General features: G+C 39.7%; 14 protein-coding genes. 4 read left to right on the top strand and 10 right to left on the bottom strand.

Annotated elements, in window-relative coordinates; all coding sequences use genetic code 11:
- Window positions 1-17: 17 nt before the first annotated feature.
- From ACK1I8_RS13660 to ACK1I8_RS13695, 8 genes are all read right to left on the bottom strand, one after another.
- A complete protein-coding gene (locus ACK1I8_RS13660; RefSeq protein ID WP_412465922.1) occupies window positions 18-1,610 on the bottom strand; it encodes a SusD/RagB family nutrient-binding outer membrane lipoprotein in 1,593 nt (530 codons plus the stop codon).
- Between the two features lie 19 nt (window positions 1,611-1,629).
- Window positions 1,630-4,896, bottom strand: coding sequence for a SusC/RagA family TonB-linked outer membrane protein (locus ACK1I8_RS13665; protein ID WP_412465923.1), 3,267 nt, complete (start codon window positions 4,894-4,896; stop codon window positions 1,630-1,632).
- Window positions 4,897-5,018: 122 nt separating this feature from the next.
- Window positions 5,019-6,209: an ROK family protein gene (locus ACK1I8_RS13670; protein ID WP_412465924.1), complete on the bottom strand. Its 1,191-nt coding sequence runs from the start codon at window positions 6,207-6,209 to the stop codon at window positions 5,019-5,021.
- Window positions 6,210-6,357: 148 nt separating this feature from the next.
- Window positions 6,358-7,551, bottom strand: a complete 1,194-nt coding sequence (gene lepB, locus ACK1I8_RS13675; protein WP_412465925.1) for a signal peptidase I — start codon at window positions 7,549-7,551, stop codon at window positions 6,358-6,360.
- Window positions 7,552-7,688: 137 nt separating this feature from the next.
- Window positions 7,689-8,423, bottom strand: a complete 735-nt coding sequence (gene dapB / locus ACK1I8_RS13680) for a 4-hydroxy-tetrahydrodipicolinate reductase (protein WP_412465926.1) — start codon at window positions 8,421-8,423, stop codon at window positions 7,689-7,691.
- Between the two features lie 106 nt (window positions 8,424-8,529).
- Window positions 8,530-9,243 carry a DUF5683 domain-containing protein gene (locus ACK1I8_RS13685; protein ID WP_412465927.1) on the bottom strand — a complete coding sequence of 238 codons (714 nt, stop codon included), beginning with the start codon at window positions 9,241-9,243 and terminating at the stop codon, window positions 8,530-8,532.
- The gene (locus ACK1I8_RS13690; RefSeq protein WP_412465928.1) at window positions 9,243-10,151 is read right to left on the bottom strand and encodes a ParB/RepB/Spo0J family partition protein; all 909 of its coding nucleotides are present in this window, start codon (window positions 10,149-10,151) and stop codon (window positions 9,243-9,245) included. Before ACK1I8_RS13690 ends, ACK1I8_RS13685 begins: the two co-directional genes overlap by 1 nt.
- A gap of 7 nt (window positions 10,152-10,158) precedes the next feature.
- On the bottom strand, window positions 10,159-10,962 hold the full coding sequence (locus ACK1I8_RS13695; protein WP_090984756.1) for a ParA family protein: 804 nt from the start codon (window positions 10,960-10,962) through the stop codon (window positions 10,159-10,161).
- Between the two features lie 181 nt (window positions 10,963-11,143).
- Between ACK1I8_RS13695 and ACK1I8_RS13700 the strand changes: the two genes are divergently transcribed.
- Window positions 11,144-11,665: an NADPH-dependent FMN reductase gene (locus ACK1I8_RS13700; protein ID WP_412465929.1), complete on the top strand. Its 522-nt coding sequence runs from the start codon at window positions 11,144-11,146 to the stop codon at window positions 11,663-11,665.
- Window positions 11,666-11,877: 212 nt separating this feature from the next.
- On the opposite strand, the gene ACK1I8_RS13705 is transcribed toward ACK1I8_RS13700, so the two are convergent.
- Entirely contained in the window at window positions 11,878-13,170 is a 1,293-nt protein-coding gene (locus tag ACK1I8_RS13705; protein ID WP_412469375.1) for an IS4 family transposase, read from the bottom strand.
- A gap of 535 nt (window positions 13,171-13,705) precedes the next feature.
- Between ACK1I8_RS13705 and ACK1I8_RS13710 the strand changes: the two genes are divergently transcribed.
- From ACK1I8_RS13710 to ACK1I8_RS13720, 3 genes are all read left to right on the top strand, one after another.
- Complete coding sequence (locus ACK1I8_RS13710) at window positions 13,706-13,984, top strand: hypothetical protein (RefSeq protein WP_412465930.1); 279 nt, start codon at window positions 13,706-13,708, stop codon at window positions 13,982-13,984.
- A 5-nt stretch (window positions 13,985-13,989) separates the two neighbouring features.
- Window positions 13,990-14,268 (top strand): hypothetical protein, encoded by a 279-nt coding sequence (locus ACK1I8_RS13715; protein ID WP_412465930.1) that lies wholly within the window; start codon window positions 13,990-13,992, stop codon window positions 14,266-14,268.
- A gap of 1,361 nt (window positions 14,269-15,629) precedes the next feature.
- Window positions 15,630-17,381, top strand: a complete 1,752-nt coding sequence (locus ACK1I8_RS13720; RefSeq protein WP_412465931.1) for an ATP-binding protein — start codon at window positions 15,630-15,632, stop codon at window positions 17,379-17,381.
- Between the two features lie 419 nt (window positions 17,382-17,800).
- Here the strand turns inward: ACK1I8_RS13720 and ACK1I8_RS13725 are convergent, their stop codons facing one another.
- Window positions 17,801-18,277, bottom strand: coding sequence for an acyl-CoA thioesterase (locus ACK1I8_RS13725; RefSeq protein ID WP_412465932.1), 477 nt, complete (start codon window positions 18,275-18,277; stop codon window positions 17,801-17,803).
- Window positions 18,278-18,373: the final 96 nt, after the last annotated feature.

The raw sequence follows: 18,373 nt of genomic DNA on the forward strand, positions 1-18,373 counted from the left end.
GATTTAATTTAAATGGATTACGGCATCCAGAATATTTTAGTTTTTCGGGTATCTTTAGCTTGTACAGCTTGATAGTTTGCACTATTTAAAGTTTTCTCTTTTGCCGGATAAACCAATCTGGTTGGTGGTGTTTCGAAGCCGACCTGCTTTCCGTTTGTTGGAAAAGTTAGTAAAGGGAAACCAGTCCTTCTGTACTCAGACCACGCTTCAATAGATTGAAGAACACCAAAATGTGCCCATTTTTGTGTATAAATTTTTGTCAATTTATCAGTAGAAGCTCCGGTATATGCCGCTGATGAAGTATTCACCCAAGTATCGACTGTAGCAGTTGCAGGAGCATCTAACTTAACATAGGCCCCTTGATTTAGATTATTAAGATAATAATAAAAAGCTACTGATTGTCTCAAAGCAGTTTCATAAGCAGTTTTAGCATCAGTAGTGCTCCCCCATCTTTCATAAGCTTCAGCTTTAAGCAAATTGACCTCTGAAGCTGTCATCAAAATCCCAGGAAGTTTTTGATTGTAAACAAATGTAGCAGAATCAAGCACAGAATAGTCGGCGAAGTTAGCTTCTTGTTGTGCGGTAGTAAATGTGATCGGCATCGCTCGGTAAGTGGCATTCTGAACAAACTTACCATTAACAGTACGACCAAATTTATCGTACAATACAGGGATACGGGGATCATTTGCTGGCAGTAAAACAGAATTCAACATGTAATCAGTAGCATACCAGCTTCCTTCAAAAAAGGCATCATGCAGATCACTGGTACTATTGGTTAAAGGTTGTAGTAACACGTCACTATTGCCTGGGTTATAGGTTCCAACATTTCCACCATCAATTAACGGATATGCTGATTGATTACCTAACATCTGTAAAACTGCAGCTTTAGCTGTTGCTTCATCCGTTTTTGAAATGCGCATTAGTAATCTCAAGCGTAATGAGTTGGCGTATCTTGTCCATTTTGAAACGTCACCTTTAAGAAGAATGTCTGATTTCGCGAAAGCTGCAGTAGTTGTTGCTGACTTGAAAAATGTAGCTGCAGCATCCAAATCAGCAATAAAAGAGGTATACAAAGCTTTTTGTTCATCATATTTTGGGTTGCTGATGGTGCTATTGGTAGGTAAGCTACCGGCAGCAGAATATGGAATGTCGCCCCATAAATCTACCATTTTAGCTGCCTGTTCCAACAATACAACTTTTGCTGCCTGCATGATGATTTTCTGGCTAGCCTGATCTGCTGCTGAAAGTGAATTAAATTTTCCTTCCATCACCCTGTAAATGGTTAACGGGCCGCTACCATTACCACCAGTACTGTAAAAATCATCCCAATACTGCTGAGAATAGCTGTCGCTTTGTTGGTAAACCGTATTGCCATTTGATACATACATCGTTTGTGCATAAACTCCCGGCATCTGACTTAGAAAGGTACGAACATTCCAATACTTGGCTGCTACACGGTCGTTATTTAACATAGCAGTGAACAATCCTGGTAAATTAGGGTCTAAAACCTTCTCCGGATTATTAAACTTTTTATCAATATCTTTTTTGCAGCCAAGCAGAGTTGTTAGCGACAATAAAAGAAAACTTGCTTTTATGATTAATTTTTTCATAATGTCTGATATGTTTTGACTAAAAATTTGCATTTAATGAAAATCCAAAGTTCCTGGATGCAGCTGTTGAGCCCACATCTACCCCTTGTGACCACCATTTGTTTCCAAGTGGAGCTTCAGGATCCAGATCTTTCAAAGTTCTGTGAATGTAAAACAGATTACGTCCGATCAATGAAAATCTTAAATTAGAAATTTTCAGTTTTTTAGTGAATGAGGCTGGAATTTTATAGCTCAATACAACCTCTCTCATTTTGATATAATCATTATCAAAAATTTCTGCTTCGGTTAATGAACCTTCACCCCAGTTATAGGTGGTAAGGTAGTAATCCGCCGCAGAGAGGATTTTGTTATTTGGTAACCCAGTGGTTTGATTTACACCTGCTAAGATAACGCCATCATTATAAGTTTTTCCGTTAACAGTATAGCTTAATCCGCCATTAGCCGCATCTCTGTATTGCATTGAATTTTCTAACATACCGGCACCGCGCATATACTTCAAGTTAGGTGCAATCATTTTACCCCCGAAACGATAGTCTATAGTGAAATCCAGTGCTAAGTTGCCATAGCTAAACGTGTTTGAAAAACCACCTACAGCTTTTGGCATAATATTACCTGCTTTAACATAAACAGAATTATCCATTACATAATAACCATCGTCGTTAATTAAATAATTACCATTGGCATCAGTTTTTCTCGGACGGATATAAATGTTACCTAACTCTTCACCAGCCCGAGCTACGATTTTAGCAGTAGATTGATCCGATGAATAGAAATTAATTTCGGAATTGGCATCTTTTAATGAGTTTACTTTAGATTTGTTTGTAGAGAAATTTAAACGGGTATCCCATCTGAATTTTCCTGAAACTGGCGTGGCATTTAAAGCAAGTTCAAAACCTCTATTGCCAATTTCGCCAACATTTACAATCTGGCTTTGTGCTCCATTGGTAGAACTTACTTCCAATGGTAAAATCTGGTTTTTAATTTTGTTGTCATAATAACTCACATCGAGCCCTAATCTTCCATTTAAAAACCTCGTTTCTAAACCAAACTCTGCTTCATGTTTCTTTTCCGGCATCAAACCTAAATTACCATAAGCTCTCGCAGGCACTAAGGTAGGTACAGAACCATTGATCGTTTGTTGTGATGTTTGGGTATAAGAAACATTTGCTTCATAAATTGGAGGTGCATTACCCACCACCCCATAAGAGGCTCTTAATTTACCGTAACTCCAGAATTTTGGTAATTTCCAAAGGTCACTAAATACAAAACCACTGTTTACTGAATAATAAGAGTATTGATTGTTTCCAGGAGGAAGAGTTGAAACATATTCCTGTCTGGCCGTACCTTCAGCAAATAAGAAATCCTTATAACTTAGGTTCATTATTCCTAAATATGCGTACTTGAGCTGTTCTTTACGAGATTCAGAGGTTTCAGCAACACCAAAAGAGTTTGATAATGCAAAGAAATTCTCCGTTACCAATCCATCTCTGGTGTTCGATTTTAAGTCTTTATAAGTTTCTTTTCGACCTTGATAACCGCCGCTAACAGACAAGCCAAAATCATTACCAATCTTATTGGAATAGGTTAATAAAGCATCGCCATAAAGTACTGAATATTGGCCTTGTGACGTTGTGTAAGATCCTGTACTCGTATTACCATTTAATGCAGTAGGAATTTCGGTAAACTGACGGTTTTCCGCCTTAGCACTGGTATAGTCATTACCGATACGTCCTCTTAACTTTAAGTTTTTAGCAACGTCATAATTTAATGTAAAGCTTGACAATAACCTGTTTTCGTTCTCATCGTATTGGTTTTTCAATTGCTGCCAGTAAAAATCGAGCAAATTAGTGGCTCTGATATTGAAAATGAATGGCTCAGGACGGGCAGTCTGGTCAAAAGTGGCATATTTATAACCATTGCTGGTTTGAAATTTTTCTTTCATCAGGCCCATATCTTCAGCACGACTAAAAAAACCACCAAATGAGCCCAATACCTGACCTAATTGATATGGTCTGTTTTTTGTTAGGGTATTAACATAACTGACAATTACATCTGCAGATAGTTTTGGTGCAAGTTTGATGGTAGAGTTTAAGTTAAAGGTATTTTTCGACCCGGTATTTCCCGGCTGGGTACCTTTATAGTCTAAACGTGAAGCCGAAAAACGATAGTTCACACTTTCTGTCTGGTTTGAAATGGCCACGTTTGCGTTTGAAGTATAACCATTTTGATAAACATCTCTGTAATTATTTGGTTGGGGAGAGTATGAACGAATTGAACCATCCCACCATCTTACCTGTTGGCCTTCCATTTTAGGACCGAAGTTGGCATAAGCCCTGAAGTACGGTCTGAAACCACTTGGAGAAGCTGCATCAGCAATCCAGCCTTCTTCAGTTGCACCGTTTGCCACGTTGGTTTCTCTATCGTAACCCGGACCATATGTATTCTGGAAATTCGGCAGGAACGCCACCTGATCAATTGAGCCCTGGTAGTTAAAATCAATACCCAAACCCCTGTTTTTAGATCCTTTTTTGGTTGTAATGACTACAACACCACTGGCTGCATCAGAACCATATAATGCCGATGCACTTGCTCCTTTTAATACCGTTAAGCTTTCAATATCCGCCGGGTTGATATCCAGAATACCGTTACCACGAACACGTTGATCATCCCAATAATTATTATTGTTTGCTCCTGCCGCACCATTTTGACCATCATTTCTGATCATCACACCATCCACAACATATAAGGGTTGCTGATTGTAGTTAATGGAGTTAATACCCCTGATCTGAACATTTACCGCGCTACTTGCACCGCCTGGGGCTGTTGTAATTTTTACCCCCGCAGCTTTACCATACAATGCAGATGCAAAGTTGGTGTTTCCAGCTTCTGTGAGCTGTTTAGCGGTTACCGTACTTACCGCATAACCCAGCGATTTTTCCTGCCGTTTGATGCCCAGTGCAGTTGTTACTACATTAACTTCATCCAGTTGATTACTGCTTTCTTTAAGGACCACATTAAGTGATGTTTGGTTAGTAGTACTGACTTCTTGCCTGGCATAACCTATGGCAGTAAAAACCAATACCTCACCCGGATTTACGGGTAATGAAAATTTACCATTCCCATCTGTCTGAGTTACTTTGGATGTTCCTTTAACAGAAACACTTACACCAGGAAGGGGTCCTGAGGAGTCCTTTACCGTACCGGTAACGGTTTTTTGTGCAAAAGCACTTATTGTTATCAAACATAACAACAATATACTCAAACACTTTAAGTACATTTTTTTCATATTTTTTTGTGTTTAGTTTAAGATTAGTTTAAAAATTTCTGACTTTTTACTGAGCCTTTTATCTTGCCATATCGTATTGGTTTTGGTTAAATATTTATCTTCTATTTGTTAGCTATCTAATTTCAATCAAACTGATTATACTCTACGGTCAAACTCCCGGCAGCCAATAATTCGGCTTCATCCGTCAGGGCAGAGAGCTTTATTTCGGTCTGCCCGGCTATCCGGGGGATACAGAACTCATGGATAGCCTGCTGAATAGGAGGCAAAAGCATTTTACCTGCCTTGGCACCTCTTCCGCTCAAAACAATACACTCAGGGTTTAAAAGGTGAATTAAAGTAGCTACTCCTTTACCTAGTTGAAAAATTGCTTTGGCCAAAACCGATATGGCCACAGGATCTTGTTCACTTACGGCTTGCAGGAAATGATCAGCAGGATGTTTACTTTTGTCTTCAAAATATTTTTTCATGCTCGATTCAGCACCAGCCGCTATGGCTTCTTCTGCCCGCTTCACCATTACCAGTAAAGAAGTATCTACCTCTAAACAGCCCCTTCTGCCACAAGAACACAAATTGTCGCTGTTTGAAAGCGGGATATGACTAAATTCACCAGCACTGCCACTACTCCCCCGGTATAATTTACCATTTACAATAATGCCCAAACCCGTTCCCCAACCAATATTAACCACCATTACATCTTTTAAATCAATGGCCTCACCAAAATTAAGTTCAGCAAGCGCAATTAAACTGGAATCGTTATCTATATGTACGGGTAAATTGATTTCGGAAGATAGATAATGCCTTAACGTTGTTCCATTTTCAACCTTAAGAAAAGAATGGTTAACGCCTTCATCGGCATTCACAAAACCCGGCATACCAATCCCGACACCTAAAATATCGGCTCTGTTGATTTTCGATTGATCGATACTGCTATTAACAAAATTAACCAGGTCTCCGATATTACACTCTTTCGATGACAGATCAAACTCTAAAGTCTGAATGGGTGTAATCATTTTTCTAGAAAGATCGTAAATGGTTAATCGGGAGGTTAGCTGATCCATGGCAATGGCCACAATATATTTTTTCAGATTTGGATTGATGAGAAACATCGCTGCCCTTCTTCCACCTGTTGATGGCGCAAAGCCTTCTTCTATTATATAACCTTCAGTAATTAAACCGTTGACCACAGCGGTAACCACAGGCAAACTCTTCTGGGTCAGCTTACTCAGGTCTGTAAGTGATAACGATTTTTTATAATACAAATGTTTAATAATACCAGCCCTGAGACGCTGATTTTTCTTCACAATTACAGACATAATATTTGATTACAATCCAAACTTAAAAAATATTTTTAAAACATTACTATACTTTTTAATTTTTTTTAAAAGTTAATTATAAATGCATTATTAATAAAAAAGGCGAATAATCTTCGATTATCCGCCTTTTTTAAAGAATTATATTTTATTAATGAATTCCCATAAATAACCTGCTCCATCTTATTTTATGTAAAAAAGAGGCGGTGCTGTCCCAGCTCATCCAAACAAATAAAGCTTTGCCTACAATATGATCTTCAGGCACAAAACCCCAATAACGCGAATCTGCCGAATTATGACGGTTATCGCCCATCATCCAATAATAGTCCATTTTAAAGGTATAGGTAGTAGCTATTTGATCATTAATATACCAAACACCGGCCTTTTGTTCCACTTTATTTCCTTCGTAAGTTCTGATTGCCCTGTAATACAGCGGCATGGTATTGCTATCGATTTTAACGGTCCAACCTTTTGAAGGTATTTTAATCGGTCCAAAGTTATCACGGTTCCAAACCCTGTTCGGGTCGTTTGGAAAAACACCTCCCGGAACAGCGCCTGCAGGGTCCGGACTTAAGGTTACTGTTTTTACAAAATCAAAAGTTTTTAGCTTTTCTGCAATTTCCGGGGTAGCATCTACGATGTAGGTATTAGCAGCCACCGCCGGTACGCTGCCCAGGTTTAAATTAAACTCATCAAGTGCTGCATAATTAAAGTCCATGGTTTTAAACTCAATGCGATAAGGCATCATGCCTGTACTTTTTAAAGGCTCATCCTTGCCATTTACTTTGGCAATACCATTGCTCATTGAAATGACATCGCCCGGAATACCTATACATCTTTTGATAAAGTTCTCGCGTTTATCTACCGGACGGTCTACAATGGTGTAGGTACTCCTCACCTGTTCCCTTCCCATGCTCCGTACTAAAGCATAATAACTTTCTGCCTGGTTTTCTACGGCAACGGTATCTCCTTCGGGAAAGTTGAAAACCACCACATCGTTTCTTTTAATTTTAGACAAACCTGGTAAACGGTGATATTTCCACTGCACGCCATCCCAATAAGCTTTGGTAGAAGTGGTTAAAGGCATGGTATGGTGAGCAAAAGGAAAAGCAACCGGCGTCATCGGAATACGTGCCCCGTAATTAACTTTACTTACAAAAAGGAAGTCGCCGATCAGTAATGATCTTTCCATCGAACCCGATGGAATGGTATAAGCCTCAATAAAAAACACGCGGATGATGGTAGCAGCCACTACTGCAAAAACAATTGCATCAACCCATTCGCGGGTTTTCGTTTTTTTCTTCTTTGGGGCATCTTTTTTTCGTTGCCAGAATTTATAATTCATATATCTTATTTTTGGTTTAGCGATTTATGAAATCGGCTACCGGTTATCTGTAATCCTTTACTGTGGTTTCACAGCTTTATCTCTGAATTGGCTAACTGCCAACTAAAAATTTCCAACTGCCAACTGAAAACTTTGGCTTATTCAAAAATATCAGTAATACTGAAAAATCCTTTTTTATCTTTAACCCATTCTGCCGCTACTACCGCACCTAAAGCAAAGCCTGCTCTGTTATGGGCCGTATGTTTAATTTCTATCTCGTCTACCTCACTGCTGTAAATCACCGTATGCGTACCCGGTATGTTTTCAATCCGATGCGATTCGATCAGCAATTGATCCGCTTTAGGGAAGAGTTCAACATCGGTTCCCACCACCTCGTTTAACCACTCCTGCTTTCTGTCCAGGTTGTCTACAATCCCTTCTGCAAGGGTGATGGCGGTACCACTTGGTGCATCCAGTTTTTGTGTATGGTGAATTTCTTCTACCTGAACATCGTAAGCGGGATAGTTATTCATCAGCCTGGCCAAAGTTTGATTAAGCTTAAAAAACAAATTTACGCCAATACTAAAGTTAGACCCATAAAGCAAAGTATTGTTACTTTTATCGCAATCATCTTTTACTTCCTGCAATTTGCCATACCAGCCAGTTGTTCCTACAACCACAGGAACATTGGCATCAAAACAGGCATCAATATTTTTTAAAACCGAATCAGGCGTACTAAAGTCGATAGCCACATCAGCTGATTTTAAATTCTGCCTGGTTAAATCCTCTTGATTATCGATCGTTATCTTCAAAACAATTTCGTGGCCACGTTCCACTGCAAATTTTTCGATAATCTGTCCCATTTTACCATATCCTAAAAGCGCAATTTTCATCTCTATATGTTTGTTTTATTCTTATCTTCAAAAGCAACCTTAAATGTTTATCAGGCCATTCATCACCATTCTAAATGTTTATTTATTAAGTTCATGATGTGCAGTATTAAAAAGTCAATGATAATTTAAGTACCGGCGTTAAATTGAAACCATACATGGAATCGGCACTCATCACCGATGGCATGACCCTAAAAGAAAGATTATCATCAATATTAAAAAAATGCAAACGCGCTGCAACATAGGCATCGATAATATTGGCAGCATACAGCAACCCATATGAAAAGTACACAATCTGCGAATTCCGCTTATATAAACTTTTCCCGTCCAGAATACCCTGATCACTATATTGTTTTAAATCAGACTTACTACCTGGATGATCCTGGCGGTATTGGGCCTCATTTAAAAAACGTTTGTAATTCTTCCTGCTATCCATTAGCGATAGTGTAAGCGCGGTGGCACCTCCGTAAATAGCTGTAATTTTGCCACCGGTATAGATCTTTTGAAAAAACTGGCTTTTTCCTGCTCTTGTGCCATAACCATCGTTAAGCAATTGAATATTATACAACTGCCCCCAGCCGGGTATAATCATCGATCTGAAAACAGCTTTTCTACCGGCAACCTTACCTGGGTTAACATACTTGGCTTTCACCGAGTCCTTTCTGGTCATGTTTTTTTTAGCCGCAGTATCTAACCGTTTCGATACTATAATTTTTGCGGTGTCTGTAGGTTTTGATAAAGTATCCTTAACCTGCGCACCAGCCAGGTTTACAAGAAAAAATGTAAATGCAGCAACCAGTATAAAAAGCTTAGTCTTTTGCATTACCAGTCTAATAACTCCAGAATCCGGTTTAAATCTTCATCGCTCATAAACGGAATTTCTATTGCTCCCTTACCGTTCTGACTTACTTTTAACTTTACACGGGTAGCAAACTTGGAAGCCAGATCATCCTGTAATTTTTGATATTGAAAGGAAACAGCTTTTTCTTTTGGCTTTTCGCTGGCTTTTAAAGGTATATGCTGTAAATTACGTACAAGCTCTTCCACTTTACGTACGGATAAACCTTTTTCTAAGATTTCCTGGTGAATAAACAATTGTTTATCAACACCATCAACATTGATTAAGGCCCTTGCGTGCCCCATACTAATTCTCTGATCGCGGATGGAAGCCTGAATAGCGGGTGGAAGCTTTAACAAACGCAGGTAATTGGTTACTGTGGTACGATTTTTACCTACGCGCTCGCCCAACTGTTCTTGTTTTAACCCTACCTCATCAATCATCCGTTGGAAACTCAATGCTACTTCGATGGCATTTAAATTTTCGCGCTGAATATTTTCGATCAGGGCCATCTCCAACATCTGTTGGTCGTTGGCACTGCGGATATAAGCAGGAACCTGGGTTAAACCGGCCAGTTTGGAGGCCCTGAACCTCCGCTCACCAGAAATAAGCTGATATTTATTTGCCGCCAGTTTTCTAACGGTAATGGGCTGTATTAAACCTTGTATCTTTATCGAATCGGCAAGCTCATTTAAAGCTACCTGATCAAATTCGGTACGGGGCTGATATGGATTGGTCTCAACTTCAGTTAAACTTACGTGACTGATATTGCCAATCTGCTCGGTTTCACTCACCGCATTTACCTGATGTTTAGGCGGATGGGCAGATTCGCTATCATCTAAAAGCGCACTTAACCCTCTTCCTAAACCTGTTTTTCGCTGAAAAGATGTCATCTATAATTTATAAAGTTGCTGTTCCAATGTTTTCTTCTTCCTTTAAAAGGCCGTTTTTCTTTACAATTTCCCGGGCCAGGTTCAGGTAGTTGATGGCACCTTTGCAATTCGCATCGTGCATAATCACCGAAACACCATAACTTGGTGCCTCACTTAAACGGGTATTTCGCTGAATAATGGTATCGAAAACCAATTCGTTAAAATGCGTTTTTACCTCTTCTACCACCTGGTTCGATAAGCGCAAACGAACATCGTACATGGTTAATAAAATACCTTCAATCTCCAGATCAGGATTTAAACGGTTCTGAACAATCTTGATGGTATTTAACAATTTGCCTAAACCTTCCAGTGCGAAATACTCGCACTGCACCGGAATAATAACCGAATCGGCAGCAGTTAAAGCATTAATGGTAATTAAACCTAAGGATGGCGAACAATCGATGATAATAAAATCATACTGGTCTTTAACCTTCTCCAAAACCGCTTTCATTTTATACTCGCGGTTGTTGAGGTTGATCATCTCAATTTCTGCACCCACCAGATCGATGTGGGCAGGCAATAAATCTAAATTTGGGGTATCCGTTTTTTGGATGGCCTGTAGCGGATCAATATCATTAATGATGCACTCATAAACACTATCTTTAATATTCCGTGGATCGAAACCGATACCTGAAGTCGAATTGGCCTGAGGATCAGCATCTACCAGTAAAGTTTTGTATTCTAATACGGCCAAACTAGCAGCCAGGTTTATAGATGAAGTTGTTTTACCAACACCACCTTTTTGATTTGCTAATGCAATAATTTTGCTCATCTATGTATCCGAAATTTACTCAACGTTTATTTGGGCTGTGTTATTTATGCATGTAAAATCGGCAAAAAGTTCTATTTTTGCCTTGTTTACGGCCTTTTTCACAATCAGCTAAGATACAAACTATATGTCAATTTTAGCAAGAAGCGTATTTGGGTTTTACACATCTTATTAACAATTATCCATGATTACGATTATAGCTGCAACCAACAGGCCCAATAGCAATACGCTAAAAGTTGCTAAATATTACCAAAAGCAATTAAAAGAAAAAGAAACCGAAGCCAATCTATTCAGTCTGGAGCACCTGCCTGCAGATGTTTTGAATACCGATATGTATGGCAAACGATCAGCAGCTTTTCAGGAAATCCAGGACATGATCAACAGCACCGAAAAGTTTTTATTTATCATGCCAGAGTACAATGGCAGCTATCCGGGTGTACTCAAAGTACTCATCGATGCCTGTACTTTTCCTGATAGTTTTTACGATAAAAAAGCAGCTTTAGTTGGTATTTCTTCCGGTAAATATGGCAATATCCGTGGTGTAGATCATTTTACAGGCGTTTGCCATTATATTCATCTGAATATTTTACCTCTACGTCTGCATATTCCGAACATTAAAACAGAATTAGATGAATCGGGTAACCTCATCCAGCCGGATACCATTAAGTTTACCAATGAGCAGATAGAGAAGTTTATTAAGTTTTAATAAAATATCGTTATTTCTGAAGATCAGCGACAGTCCCAGAAGGACTAAAGTACCCTAAACCTCACTAAACTGCTTCCTAAAAAATAATTTCAAAGTTTTTTGATTTGGAAAGCAAAACCTGTGTTTAATAGGAATATTTGTTCCTGCTCTCCGCTTTACTCCGTTACACTCCGTGCTCGCTGCGATCACCCGCCCAATGTCGTTAAGTTAAGCTATATCCCTCTGTACATCAAAGGTTTTCTCTTTTCTTTATAGACCTTAATTCTTTTGAAGCTTCTATTGGATCTAACTATATCCGTGCAATTCTTTAATAACTTTAGGATTTTCTGGACCGAACAGACTATGTCGTTTCTGTAAAATATGTCAATCAAAAAGTCTTTAACTTTGGTTACTACCTGAGTTTTATTGATTTGTACGGCATGCTTGTGTCCTTTATCTTTTTGTCCGGCTTTTTCGATCTGCACTCCTATCATTGCTGAAATATTTAATAAAATTATCCTTGCATAAAAATCCTGTTGAATAGCATGTACCGTTCTCCCTGAAAAATATTCCATTTGTGCTACCTGTTTAATGCGCTTGTAACATTCTTCCACTCCCCATCTCATGTGGTATAGTTCTTTGATTGCTTGGACTGGGTATACATCTCTGTTACACAAACTGGTAAGTAGAACTTCCTGTTCACCATCAGGTAAATCTACCGATAGCAGCCTTAGCCCCTCAACTTTGGTCTGGAGGTTGTAGCTCCTCAATTTCCCGTATTCTTGCGAGGGACGCTTTTTTAGCTCAAAGTCAATATCTTTTTCTATGCTTGAATTTAGAGTTTCATGGGCAGTTTTCCATGCTGTACTCAACCTGAAACAAAAATCAAACCCCTCTTTCTTTAGGTAAGAAATTAGCCAAAGACTGGGATATCCCCGGTCAAAAACAAGAATATCAGTTTCACTATTTAAATTCTTCAAGTGATTTTTGGCCATCTCTTTCTCATCATCGTGCTGTGTATGGACAATCAGCGCGTCCAGGATAATATTATTGCAGACATCATAAGCAATTGATATCCTGGCACCTGCAGAAATAGTTTTGTTTTGATTCGAAAAGTTACCAAATTTCTCTATTAAGCATTTTTCGTTTGGCAGTACAAGAAAACTTCCATCAATAGCGACAACCCTCTTGCCCTTCCAGTTTCTTTGAGAAGGGCTATTGTTTTTAAAATAATCTAAAAGAGATTGGTTTAAACAGATGAAACTCTCTGGCCTTAATTTTTGCCGAGCCTGAGTAAACGCACTTTTAGAAAAGGTGGTGATTTCTGAACCTGTACCGGAAAGGGATTTGAAGAACCTGTCAAGTTCGGTTCGGACGGAGGCACGGCTAAAGCCCAGGATATTGACAACAAGGTCCTTAAAGGAAAACTTACGCTTCCTTGTAAAATCACTAGAAACAGTTTTAGAGGAGACTCTAAAATCTTCATTTTCAATGTGATTAATAGTGTGTAAAAAAAGCCCTTCTATAAACTGGAAAAAGTTCGCCTTCCTTTATAAGGGCTGACATAAAGATACTGGTTAAATCCTTTCTTTGCAATGTTTTTCCTTAACTTAACGACATTGATCACCCGCCTGCAACGGGCAGGGGTTTAGGCACATAGAACAGTGCGGTAAACCCCATGAAAATTTTAAAGAAATTGTCATTTATTCGCCCTGCAACCACAAATCCACTTACCGGCCGTGCCACCTAAACCCGATGGAAGCGGCACGCAGTATAGCGTACAGCGGGATTACATTAACCCAAATGCTTCTGAACCTGCTTTCCAAAAAAAAATGCTAAATTCTGTTTTTAAAAAGCAAAACCAGTATTCCATAGCAACATATGTCCCCGCTCTTCGCTTTACTCCTTTGCACTCCGTGTTCCCTACAATCACCCGCCTGCAACGGGCAGGGGTTTAGGCACACAGGACAGTGCGGTAAACCCCATGAAAATTTTAAAGAAATTGTCATTTATTCGCCCTGCAACCACAAATCCACTTACCGGCCGTGCCACCTAAACCCGATGGAAGCGGCACGCAGTATAGCGTACAGCGGGATTGCATTAACCCAAATGCTTCTGAACCTGCTTTCCAAAAAAATGCTAAAACCAGTATTCCATAGCAACATATGTCCCCGCTCTTCGCTTTACTCCTTTGCACTCCGTGTTCCCTACAATCACCCGCCTGCAACGGGCAGGGGTTTAGGCACACAGGACAGTGCGGTAAACCCCATGAAAATTTTAAAGAAATTGTCATTTATTCGCCCTGCAACCACAAATCCACTTACCGGCCGTGCCACCTAAACCCGATGGAAGCGGCACGCAGTATAGCGTACAGCGGGATTGCATTAACCCAAATGCTTCTGAACCTGCTTTCCAAAAAAATGCTAAAACCAGTATTCCATAGCAACATATGTCCCCGCTCTTCGCTTTACTCCTTTGCACTCCGTGTTCCCTACAATCACCCGCCTGCAACGGGCAGGGGTTTAGGCACACAGGACAGTGCGGTAAACCCCATGAAAATTTTAAAGAAATTGTCATTTATTCGCCCTGCAACCACAAATCCACTTACCGGCCGTGCCACCTAAACCCGATGGAAGCGGCACGCAGTATAGCGTACAGCGGGATTGCATTAACCCAAATGCTTCTGAACCTGCTTTCCAAAAAAATGCTAAAACCAGTATTCCATAGCAACATATGTCCCTGCTCTTCGCTTTACTCCGTTGCACTTCGTGCTCGCTACGATCACCCGCCTGCAACGGGCAGGGGTTTAGGCACACAGGACAGTGCGGTAAACCCCATGAAAATTTTAAAGAAATTGTCATTTATTCGCACTGCAACCACAAATCCCCTCACCGGCCGTGCCACCTAAACCCGATGGAAGCGGCACGCAGTATAGCGTACAGCGGGATTGCATTAACCCAAATGCTTCTGAACCTGCTTTCCAAAAAAATGCTAAATTCTGTTTTAAAAAGCAAAACCAGTATTCCATAGCAATGTATGTCCCCGCTCTTCGCTTTACTCCGTTGCACTCCGTGTTCGCTACGATCACCCGCCTGCAACGGGCAGGGGTTTAGGCACACGGAACAGTGGGGTAAACCCCATGAAAATTTTAAACAAATTGTCATTTATTCGCCCTGCAACCACAAATCTCCTTACCGGCCGTGCCACCTAAACCGGATGGAAGCGGCACGCAGTATAGCGTACAGCGGGATTACATTAACCCAAATGCTTCTGAACCTGCTTTCCAAAAAAAAATGCTAAATTCTGTTTTTAAAAAGCAAAACCTGTGTTCCATAGCCATGTTTGTTCCTGCTCTTCGCTTTACTCCGTTGCACTCCGGTAAACCCCATGAAAATTTTAAAGAAATTGTCATTTATTCGCCCTGCAACCACGAATCCACTTACCGGCAGTGCCACCTAAACCCGATGGAAGCGGCACGCAGTATAGCGTACAGCGGGATTACATTAACCCAAATGCTTCTGAACCTGCTTTCCTAAAAAATGCTAGAATCTGTTTTTAAAAAGCAAAACCAGTATTCCATAGCAACGTATGTCCCCGCTCTTCGCTTTACTCCGTTGCACTCCGTGTTCGCTACGATCACCCGCCTGCAACGGGCAGGGGTTTAGACACATAGAACAGTGCGGTAAACATTCGGCAACAATTGTTCATAATGGTAAAAACCCTCCCGAAATGAAAAGGTTTTTTTGCTGAACAACACCACAAAAACAACACAAAAAACTACTAATCAACAACTTATATACAAGCAAAACGCACTGGCATTACTATTGATGACAAGCTAAACAGATGCTATTTATCTAACCTTTGTTATGTAATTTAGTTCATCGGTAAACAGATTTAATTATAAGCAACTTTTACCACGAAAAGAGAGCAATTAATTTGCGTTCTTCGCGAAAAACTTTCCCTCTTTGCGGTTAACCAAGTCATCATGAAAATAAAAACCAAACTCCGACTCGGATTCGGCTTTCTCTTTATCATCGTTTTATCTTTCGGATTAATTGCACTCTTTTTCTTAAATGAGCTTTCCGACAAATCGAAGGTAATTCTGAAAGACAATTACAAATCTTTGAAATATGTTGCCGCTATGCGCAATGTGATCGACCAGCATGCTTTTCCATTAAGCCCCACACAGCTGACTATTTTTACCGAAAACCTAAAAAACGAGGGTTTGAACATTACCGAACCTGGTGAAAAAGCGGCTTTCAGGAAATTAGAAATAGCGTTCAATGCACTAAAAGGTTCAAAATCTTTAACGGTTAAGGAAAGTGATATCAAAAATTTGCGTGTTGCACTGCAAAATATAGAACAGGTTAACATGAAAGCCATTTATGATAAAAATGAACTGGCAAACGAAGCCTCGTCGCGGGCAAACCTTTACATCATGATAGCGGCCACACTAAGTTTTATCATCCTCTTTACTTTCATTGTCAACTTTCCGGGTTTTGTGGCCAACCCCCTGGCCGAATTTAGCGCAGCGATTAAACAGATCAGTCGTAAAAATTATAAACAGCGTTTGCATTTCGAAAACGAAGATGAGTTTACAGAACTGGCAAATTCCTTTAACAAAATGGTGGTTAAATTAAATGAATGGGAAAACAGCAACTTATCCAAAATTAAATCTGAAAAATCGCGTATTGAAGCCATCATTGCACAAATGCAGGATGCCATTATCGGATTAAATGAGAAAGGCGAAGTACTATTTCTGAATCATCTTGCTGCAAAACTGATGAATCTGGATGAAGAGAAAGTAGTCGGTCAAAACGTAGCCGAACTGATGCAAAAAAATGAGTTGCTCAAACGGATTATCAAACCTGAAACCAATGACAATACCTTAAAAATTTATGCTGATGACAAAGAATCCTATTTTCTGCTGGAAAATCGCGAAATCATCATCCCGAACTACGATGAGCAGGAAGAAAATACCTTGATTGCTTCGTCTAAATCGGCAGGAAGCGTTTATACCTTAAAAAATATTACGCAGTTTAAGGAGCTTGATGAAGCCAAAACTAATTTTATTGCCACCGTGTCTCATGAATTAAAAACACCGCTTTCATCTATCAAAATGAGCCTGAAATTACTTAATGATGAGCGTGTAGGCATGCTGAACGAAGAGCAGCAAGAGTTACTTCACCACATCAAAGAGGATAGCGACAGGCTCCTAAAAATTACCAGTGAACTGCTGGATCTCTCGCAGGTAGAAACCGGTAATTTAAAACTCAATTTTGCCCTAACCAAACCCGAAGAAATTGCGAATTATGCCATTGATGCGGTGAAATTACAGGCGGAACATAAATCGATTCAACTGGTGCTCAATTGCGGTGAGAACCTGCCTAATGTGAATGCCGATATCCAGAAAACGGCTTGGGTAATGGTTAACTTTTTATCGAATGCACTGCGCTATAGCTCCGAAAAATCGAAAGTAATCATCGATATTTTACAAAAAGACAATTTTATTGAATTCGCTGTCCGCGATTTTGGAAAAGGCATTGATGAAAAATATCAAAAAAGATTGTTCGACAGGTATTTCCAGGTGCCAACCGATGGTCAGAATAAGTCGGGATCCGGATTGGGCCTTGCCATTTCCAAAGATTTTATTGAAGCTGAAAACGGAAAAATATGGGTAGTAAGTGCCATTGGAGAGGGCAGTAAGTTTTGTTTTAGTTTACCAATCGCAGAATAGCCTCTATTTTTAACCGCAAAGTTCGCAACGCTTTTCGAAGAGCTTAATAGCTTAAGTTTAGGTAACTATTTAGATTTTTGATGCAATTATTTATATAGACCAGATCGTCATGCTGATCCGATAGCTATCGGATTTATTTTACAAGTAAATATGATGTTTTCGATTGCCTTGTAGCTACTTCGTGGTCAGCATCTTTTACTGTAAAATTGACCCTGATCCGATAGCTATCGGATCAGGGTGACGATTAGAAAATAAAAATATCTATAAAAATCTTCTGAAGAGCTTATTGATCAAACCCAAGTTATCAGCTATTTATCACAGAGAATAAAATGTTGATATGGTCGCAAAAATAACTCCGTGCACCCGGTGCCTTTACTCTGTTTTCTCTGTGGTGAACGTTAAACGCTAACCGCTCAACCCTAAACAATATACGGTTCCATTTCCTTATCAATGCTTTTACGTAGTTCCATTAATTTAATGGCGTAGCCATGCATGGCAACTTCTTTTTCTGTTTTAGGTTTAAAAGCGGGGATTGGCTTTGGTTGGCCATTGTCATCTACCGCAACAAAAACAATAATACAGTGTGTATTTTTAACAAAATCAGTCTGCTCTACCGGTTTGGAAAAGGCATCAACGGCGATATGCATACTGGTTTTGCCTGTGTAAATAATGCGTGCTTCCATTTTTACTAAATGCCCGATATGAACAGGATGAAAAAACCTGATTCCCCCCACATATACCGTTACACAATAGGTTTGGCTCCATTGCAGGGCGCAGGCAAAAGCAGCCTGATCAATCCACTTCATCATCATCCCGCCATGTACCTTACCCCCGTAATTAACATCAGAGGGTTCGCTTAAAAATTGAAGTTCGATATGGTTTTTGATTTTGGGCATAGTAGCTGATTTGATTTAATGGTTTTGCTAAGATATTATAAATAAGGTATAATAAAAAAGTGGATTAAGCCTGCGGTCAGCTGTTGCCACCTCACT

It is taken from the genome of Pedobacter sp. KLB.chiD (genome assembly GCF_047040275.1).
Taxonomy (GTDB): Bacteria; Bacteroidota; Bacteroidia; order Sphingobacteriales; family Sphingobacteriaceae; genus Pedobacter.